This is a genomic window from Teichococcus deserti (genome assembly GCF_001982615.1).
Taxonomy (GTDB): Bacteria; Pseudomonadota; Alphaproteobacteria; order Acetobacterales; family Acetobacteraceae; genus Pseudoroseomonas; species Pseudoroseomonas deserti.
The window spans coordinates 1-7,060 of record NZ_MLCO01000067.1 but is presented as its reverse complement, the minus strand read 5'-3'; the positions used below and the strand labels follow the sequence as shown (position 1 = coordinate 7,060).

The 7,060-nt window shown below is 71.8% G+C and carries 5 protein-coding genes; 4 read left to right on the top strand and 1 reads right to left on the bottom strand.

The window, feature by feature from the left end; genetic code table 11:
- The coding region (gene alaS / locus BKE38_RS08645) for an alanine--tRNA ligase (protein ID WP_076956921.1) at positions 1 to 2,338 on the bottom strand (2,338 nt) is incomplete at its 3' end.
- 141 nt (positions 2,339 to 2,479) lie between these two features.
- Between alaS and BKE38_RS08640 the strand changes: the two genes are divergently transcribed.
- The 4 genes from BKE38_RS08640 to BKE38_RS08625 all read left to right on the top strand — a co-directional run.
- Positions 2,480 to 3,781, top strand: coding sequence for a replication-associated recombination protein A (locus BKE38_RS08640; RefSeq protein WP_076956920.1), 1,302 nt, complete (start codon positions 2,480 to 2,482; stop codon positions 3,779 to 3,781).
- A 103-nt stretch (positions 3,782 to 3,884) separates the two neighbouring features.
- Entirely contained in the window at positions 3,885 to 4,277 is a 393-nt protein-coding gene (locus tag BKE38_RS08635) for a fluoride efflux transporter FluC (RefSeq protein WP_076956919.1), read from the top strand.
- 90 nt (positions 4,278 to 4,367) lie between these two features.
- A complete protein-coding gene (locus BKE38_RS08630) occupies positions 4,368 to 5,348 on the top strand; it encodes an RluA family pseudouridine synthase (protein WP_076956918.1) in 981 nt (326 codons plus the stop codon).
- Positions 5,349 to 5,353: 5 nt separating this feature from the next.
- A partial coding sequence (locus tag BKE38_RS08625) for an AsmA family protein (RefSeq protein WP_131829522.1) occupies positions 5,354 to 7,060 on the top strand: 1,707 nt, incomplete at its 3' end.

The window sequence follows — 7,060 nt, the reverse complement described above, 5'->3', positions numbered from 1 at the left end:
CGTGGCCGATCTGCGCAAGCAGCTGGCCACCGGCGCCGGCGCCGGTGGCCAGCTGCTTGCGCAGATCGGCCACGTCGCGCTCCAGCTTGCGGCGCTCCTCGGCCAGGGCGGCGATGCGGGCGGGCAGCTCGGCCGGTGCGATCTTCAGGGCGGCGGCCGCCTCGCGCAGCAGCTTCTGCTCGTGCTCGACCAGGGCCAGGGCGGCAGTGCCGGTCACTGCCTCGACGCGGCGGACGCCGGCGGAGACGGCGCTTTCCGAGACGATCTTGAACAGCCCGATATCGCCGGTGCGGCGGACATGGGTGCCGCCGCAGAGCTCGAGCGAATAGACGCCATGCTTGGCCGTCGCCTCCGGGTCGAAGCCCATGCCGACGACGCGGACCTCGTCGCCATACTTCTCGCCGAACAGCGCCATGGCGCCGGCCTCGACCGCGGCTTCCGGGGTCATCAGCCGGGTGACGACCTCGGCATTCTCGCGGATGCGGGCATTCACCTCGGCCTCGGCCCAGGCCAGGTCCTCAGGCGTCATCGGCGTCGGCTGCGATACGTCGAAGCGCAGCCGGTCCGGAGCATTCAGAGAGCCCTTCTGCGCGACATGGGTGCCGAGGCGGCGGCGCAGCGCCTCGTGCAGCAGATGGGTCGCCGAGTGGTGCGCGCGGATGGCGCCGCGGCGGGTATGGTCGAGCTCGGCCACCACGGCCTTGCCGGGGGCGGCCTCGCCGGCCTCGACGGTGCCGAGATGGACGAAGAGGCCGAGCTTCTTCTGGGTGTCGCGCACCAGAATCTTCAGCCCGTCGGCGCCGGTGATGGTGCCGGCATCGCCGACCTGGCCGCCGCTCTCGGCATAGAAGGGCGTCTGGTTCAGGACAACGGCAACCTCGGTGCCCGGGCCCGCCTTCTCGACCACGGCGCCGCCGGCAACAACCGCCAGGATCTCGCCCTCGGCACTTTCGGTGGAGTAGCCGAGGAACTCGCTGGCGCCGAGGCGGTCCTTCAGGTCGAACCACAGCGTCTCGGTCGCGGCCTCGCCGGAGCCGGCCCAGGCGGCGCGGGCGCGCTTCTTCTGCTCGGCCATGGCGGATTCGAAGCCGGCGACATCGACCGACTTGCCCTCGCCGCGCAGAGCGTCCTGGGTCAGGTCGAGCGGGAAGCCATAGGTGTCGTAGAGGCGGAAGGCGATGTCACCCGGCAGCGTGCCCTTGTCGCCCAGCTTCTGGCTTTCATCGGCCAGCAGGCCGAGGCCGCGCTCCAGCAGGCTGCGGAAGCGGTTCTCTTCCAGCTTCAGCGTCTCGGAGATGAGCGCTTCCGCACGGACGAGCTCCGGATAGGCGGCGCCCATCTGGCGCACCAGCGCGGGCAGCAGGCGATAGAGCAACGGCTCCTTGGCGCCCATCATATGGGCGTGGCGCATGGCGCGGCGCAGGATGCGGCGCAGCACGTAGCCGCGGCCCTCGTTGGAGGGCATGACGCCGTCGGCGATCAGGAAGGCGCCGGAGCGCAGGTGATCCGCCACGACGCGCTGGGAAATCTTGAACGGCCCGTCCGCGTCCTGCCCGGTCGCCTCCGCGCTGGCCAGGATCAATGCACGAAAAGTGTCCGTGTCGTAGTTGTCGTGCTTGCCCTGCAGGATGGCGGCGAAGCGCTCCAGCCCCATGCCGGTGTCGATCGAGGGGCGCGGCAGCGGGTTGCGCGTGCCGGCCGGCTCCTCGAGGAACTGCATGAAGACCAGGTTCCAGATCTCGATGAACCGGTCGCCGTCCTCGTCCGGGCTGCCCGGCGGGCCGCCCGGGATCTTGTCGCCATGGTCGAAGAAGATTTCCGAGCAGGGGCCGCAGGGGCCGGTGTCGCCCATGCGCCAGAAATTGTCGGAGGTCGGGATGCGGATGATGCGGCTGTCCGGCAGGCCGGCGATCTTGCGCCAGAGGGCGGCGGCGTCCTCGTCCTCGGAATAGACGGTGACCAGCAGCTTGTCCTTCGGCAGCGCGAAGTCCTTGGTCAGCAGGGTCCAGGCATGGGTGATCGCCTGGTCCTTGAAGTAGTCACCGAAGGAGAAATTGCCCAGCATCTCGAAGAAGGTGTGGTGCCGGGCGGTATAGCCGACATTGTCCAGGTCGTTGTGCTTGCCGCCTGCCCGCACCGACTTCTGCGCGGTGGTCGCGCGCGAGTAGGGGCGCTTTTCCTGCCCGGTGAAGACGTTTTTGAACTGGACCATGCCGCTGTTGGTGAACATCAGCGTCGGGTCGTTGCGCGGCACCAGCGGCGAGGATTCCACCACCGTGTGGCCATTGCGGGCGAAGAAGTCGAGGAAGGTGGCCCGGATGTCGTTGCTGCTGGTCATCGTCCGCTCTGTCGCCGTGGCGTGATATTCCGTGGCCGCTGACGTAGCGCGCTAGGGCCATAGTGGGAAGGGCTGGCACCCTTTGCTGCGAGTCGCGCGGCCCCTGGCAGCCTTTCCCGGCTTCGGCGTTATAAAGACGCCATGCCACAGCCTGAACCCAGCCTGTTCGACAGCCAGGCGCCCCGCCCCCTGGCCGATCGCCTGCGCCCCGCCAGCCTGTCCGAGGTGGTGGGGCAGGACCATCTGCTGGGCGCCTCCGGCCCGCTGGCGCGGATGGTGGCGGCGCGGGCGATCGCCTCGATGGTGTTCTGGGGACCGCCAGGCACCGGCAAGACCACCATCGCCCGGCTGCTGGCCGGCGCCACGGACCTGCAGTTCGAGGCGGTTTCGGCCATCCAGGGCGGCGTCGCCGACCTGCGCAAGGTCTTCGAGGCGGCGAAGGGCCGGCGCGCCGGCGGCCGCGGCACGCTGCTGTTCGTCGACGAGATCCACCGCTTCAACCGGGCGCAGCAGGACGCCTTCCTGCCCTATATCGAGGACGGCACCATCATCCTGGTCGGCGCCACCACGGAAAACCCGTCCTTCGAACTGAACGGCGCCATCCTGTCCCGGGTCCGCGTCTTCATCCTCAATGCGCTGGACGCCGATGCGCTGCGGCTGCTGCTCGCCCGCGCCGAACAGGCCATCGGCCGGCCGCTGCCGCTGGCGGCGGCAGCGCGGGAGGCGCTGCTCGGCATGGCCGGCGGCGATGGCCGCTACATGCTGAACATGGTCGAGCAGATCGTCACCCTGTCGGATGGCGACGAGCTTGATGTCGAGGCCATGGGGCAGCTGCTGCAGCGGCGGCTGCCATCGCATGACAAGGCCGGCGACGGCCATTACGACCTGCTCAGCGCCTTTCACAAGTCGCTGCGCGGCTCGGACCCGCATGCGGCGCTCTACTACGCCGCCCGGATGGTGACGGCCGGGGAGGCGCCGGAGGCGGTCTTCCGCCGGCTGGCCTGCGCCGCCTCGGAAGATGTCGGCATGGCCGATCCGAATGCCATGGTGCAGGTGATCACCGCCTGGCAGGCCTTCGAGCGGATCGGCTGGCCGGAGGGCCGCCTGTTCTTGGCCCAGGCCATCAACTATGTGGCCACCGCGCCGAAATCCAATGCCAGCTATGCCGGCTGGGACGCGGCCGTCAGCGCCGCCAGGCGGACCAGCCATGTGGCGCCGCCGATGCGCATCCTGAACGCGCCGACCCGGTTGATGAAGGACATCGGCCGCCATGCCGGCTATCAGTACGACCATGATTTTCCGGACGCCTATGCCGGCCAGGAGTTCCTGCCCGACGAGCTGGCGGGCAGCACCTTCTACGCGCCGAACGAGCGGGGCTTCGAGCGGGATGTCCGGCGCCGGCTGGAATTCTGGGCGGGGCGCAAGGCCAGGCAGAACGGCTGAGCGGCGCATCCGGGGGTCGGCCCGCCGCAGATGTCGGGGCGCATCTTGATTCCACCCACGCGCTCTGGCTGCCCGGGACCAGGCCACGAGGCATCGAGGACCAATGAACCAGCCCTTCTCCGCCCTGTCGCTGCTGCTGGTCGGCGCCGGCGGGGCCGCCGGCTCGATCCTGCGCTATGCCGTCGGCGTCTGGGCGCTGGCCTGGTTCGGCGCCTGGCTGCCCTGGGGCACGCTGGCGGTGAATGTCGTCGGCAGCGGGGTGATCGGCCTGCTGGGTGGCGCCATCGCGGCCGGCCTGCCCTTCCCGGCCGAGGTGCGGCTGCTGGCGATCACTGGGGTTCTCGGCGGCTTCACCACCTTCTCGGCCTTCTCCCTCGATACCGGTGTGCTATGGCAGCGCTCGCCCGGCCTGGCACTGGGCTATCTGGGGGCGACGCTGGGGCTCGGCCTAGGCGCCTTCGCACTTTTCTACGCTTTGGGGCGCCGGCTGGTCTGACGGGATCGCGCCCCTGCCCTGGAACCGCCACGCTTCCGACCTGGGCGTCCCCCCTGCTACAAGCCGCCCCCGCACGAGTTAGAGACTGTCATGACCATCCAGCACCGCACCGTCCATGCCGCGGACGCCGATTCCCGCCTGGACCGCTGGTTCCGCCGGCATTTCCCGCAGCTGACCCAGGGGGCGCTGCAGAAGATGCTGCGCACCGGCCAGGTGCGCGTCGATGGCAAGCGCGCCGAGGCCAATACCCGCCTGGCCCGCGGCCAGGAGATCCGCATCCCGCCGCTGCCCGAGGGTCCGGCGCCGGAGCCGGTGGCGCGCGACCGCCAGGTCTCGGCCGAGGATGCGAAGGCGCTGGAGCAGATGATCCTGTACCGCGACGACAGCGTCATCGCGCTGAACAAGCCGCATGGGCTGCCGGTACAGGGCGGGCCGAACATCAAGAAGCACCTGGATGGCATGCTGGACGCCCTGTGCTTCGAGAAGGAGGAGCGGCCGCGGCTGGTGCACCGGCTCGACCGCGACACCTCCGGCGTCATTCTGCTGGCGCGCGACGCGGGCTCGGCCAGCCGGCTGGCCGCCGCCTTCCGCGGCCGCGACGCCGAGAAGACCTACTGGGCGATCGTGGTCGGCCAGCCGCAGTTCCAGGGCGGCCGCATTGACATGCGGCTGGTCAAGCAGGGCGGCGGCCCGATGGGCGAGCGCGTGGTGCCGGCCGAGGGCCGCGACGGCGTGCATGCCATCACCGAGTTCAGCACGATCGATGTCGCCCGCCGCCACGCCACCTGGCTGGAGCTGAAGCCGCATACCGGCCGCACCCACCAGCTGCGCGTCCATTGTGCCGCGGCGCTGGAATGCCCGATCCTGGGCGACGGCAAGTATGGCGGCCAGGCCGCGCATCTGGAGGGCATGTCGCATGCCCTGCACCTGCATGCCCGCGCCATCAGCGTGCCGCATCCCGAGGGCGGCACGCTGGAAGTGACCGCCCCGCTGCCGCCGCACATGCTGGAAAGCTTCGCCACGCTCGGCTTCGACAAGCCGCGCAACGCCGCGCCGAAGCGCCGGGGCTGACCAGGATGGCCCTGCCCCGTCGCCGGCGCGGCCGCGCTGCGCTGATCACCGTTGCCGTCATCGTCGCGGTGCCGGCGCTGGCCTGGGGCGGGCTCAGTCTGCTGCTGCGCGACGATGTGCTGCGGCCGCGGGTGATCGCCGCGGTGGAGCAGGCGACGGGGCGCAGCCTGACGCTGTCCGGCCCGATCGGCATCAAGCTGTCGCTGGTGCCGACGGTGACGCTGCAGGGCGTGACCTTGTCCAACGCCCCGGGCGGCAGCCGCGCCGACATGCTGACGGCCAAGCGCGTCGAGGCGGAGCTGGCCCTGCTGCCGCTGTTGTCGCGCAAGCTGGCCTTCGAGCGGCTGACCCTGGTGCAGCCCGACCTGCTGCTGGAGCTCGATGCCCAGGGCCAGGGCAACTGGCGCTTCGGCCCGCCGCGGGCGCCGAGCCCGACCCCTTCGACCGGCCCGGCCACGCCGGCCGCCGAGCCGCTGGCGCTGACCGTCGCCGCCATCGAGATCGAGGGCGGCCGTTTCACTTGGCGCGACGCCCGCCAGGACCGCGCCGAGACACTGGAGATCCGCCGCTTCGCCCTGCAGGCACCGGAGCCGGCCGGGCCGATCACCTTCGAGGGCCGGCTCGGCCTGCGCGGCGTCGCGCTGATGCTGGAGGGGCAAAGCGGCCCGCTGCCGCGGCTGCTCGGCGCCAGCGCCACGCCGGACGAATGGCCGCTGCGCCTGGCCATGGCGGCGCCCGGCATCCAGCTGGTGGCCGAAGGCGCGGCGCGGCAGCCGGAATCGCTCGGCGGCTGGCATCTGTCGATCAATGCCACGGCCGATCGCGGCGACCGGCTGGCGCCTTTCCTGGGCGCCGGCACGCTACCGCCGATGACCGGGCTGGACGTCACCGCCGAGCTCGCCGATCCCGGCCAAGCCGGCCCGGTGCAGGTCAACCGGCTCAACGCCCGGCTGGCCAGCACCGATCTTTCCGCCTGGCTGCCGGGCCTGACGCTGGGCGCCACCAGCCTGAACATCGGGGCTGCCGGCCAGCCGGCCACTCTTGCCGCGGCGCTGACCCTGAAGGGCGTGCCACTGCAGGCCGAGGCCAGCCTGCCCGCCCTGCCGATCCTGCTGGCCGATGTCGCCTGGCCGCTGCGTCTGACGCTGCGCGGCCAGGGGATGGAAGCGACGCTGGACGGATGGCTGCAGGGTCCGGGCCTGCGCGGCGCCAGTGGCGAGCTGAATGCCAGCGCCGCCGACACCGCGCCGCTGCTGCAGGCCTTTGCCCTGCCCGGGCCGCGCCTGACCGAGGCGCGGCTGACGGCCCGGCTCGGCGCTCCGGAGGACCGCGTGGTGCTGGAAGGGCTGCGGCTGCAGTCACGCCAGGCCGTGCTGGAGGGCGAGGCCAGCCTGCGCACCGCCGGCCGGCCGCAGCTGTCGGCCCGGCTGGCGGCGCAGCGGCTGGACCTGGACTCGCTGCTCGACGCCCCGCCGCCGGTCGCGGCTCCCGCCGCGGCGCCACCCGTCGGCACGCCCGCGGCGCCGGCCGTGCCGCCGCGCCCTGCCCCACCGTCCACCTCGCCGCCGCAGGCCGCCGCCGCGCCGGAAGGCCGCCGCGTTATCCCGCCGCTGCCGCTGCCGCTGCAGGCGCTCCGCGACCTCGACGGCGACCTCCAGGTGAACGCGGCCGAGGTGCTTGCCGGCGGCGTCACCTATCGCGATGTCCGCGGC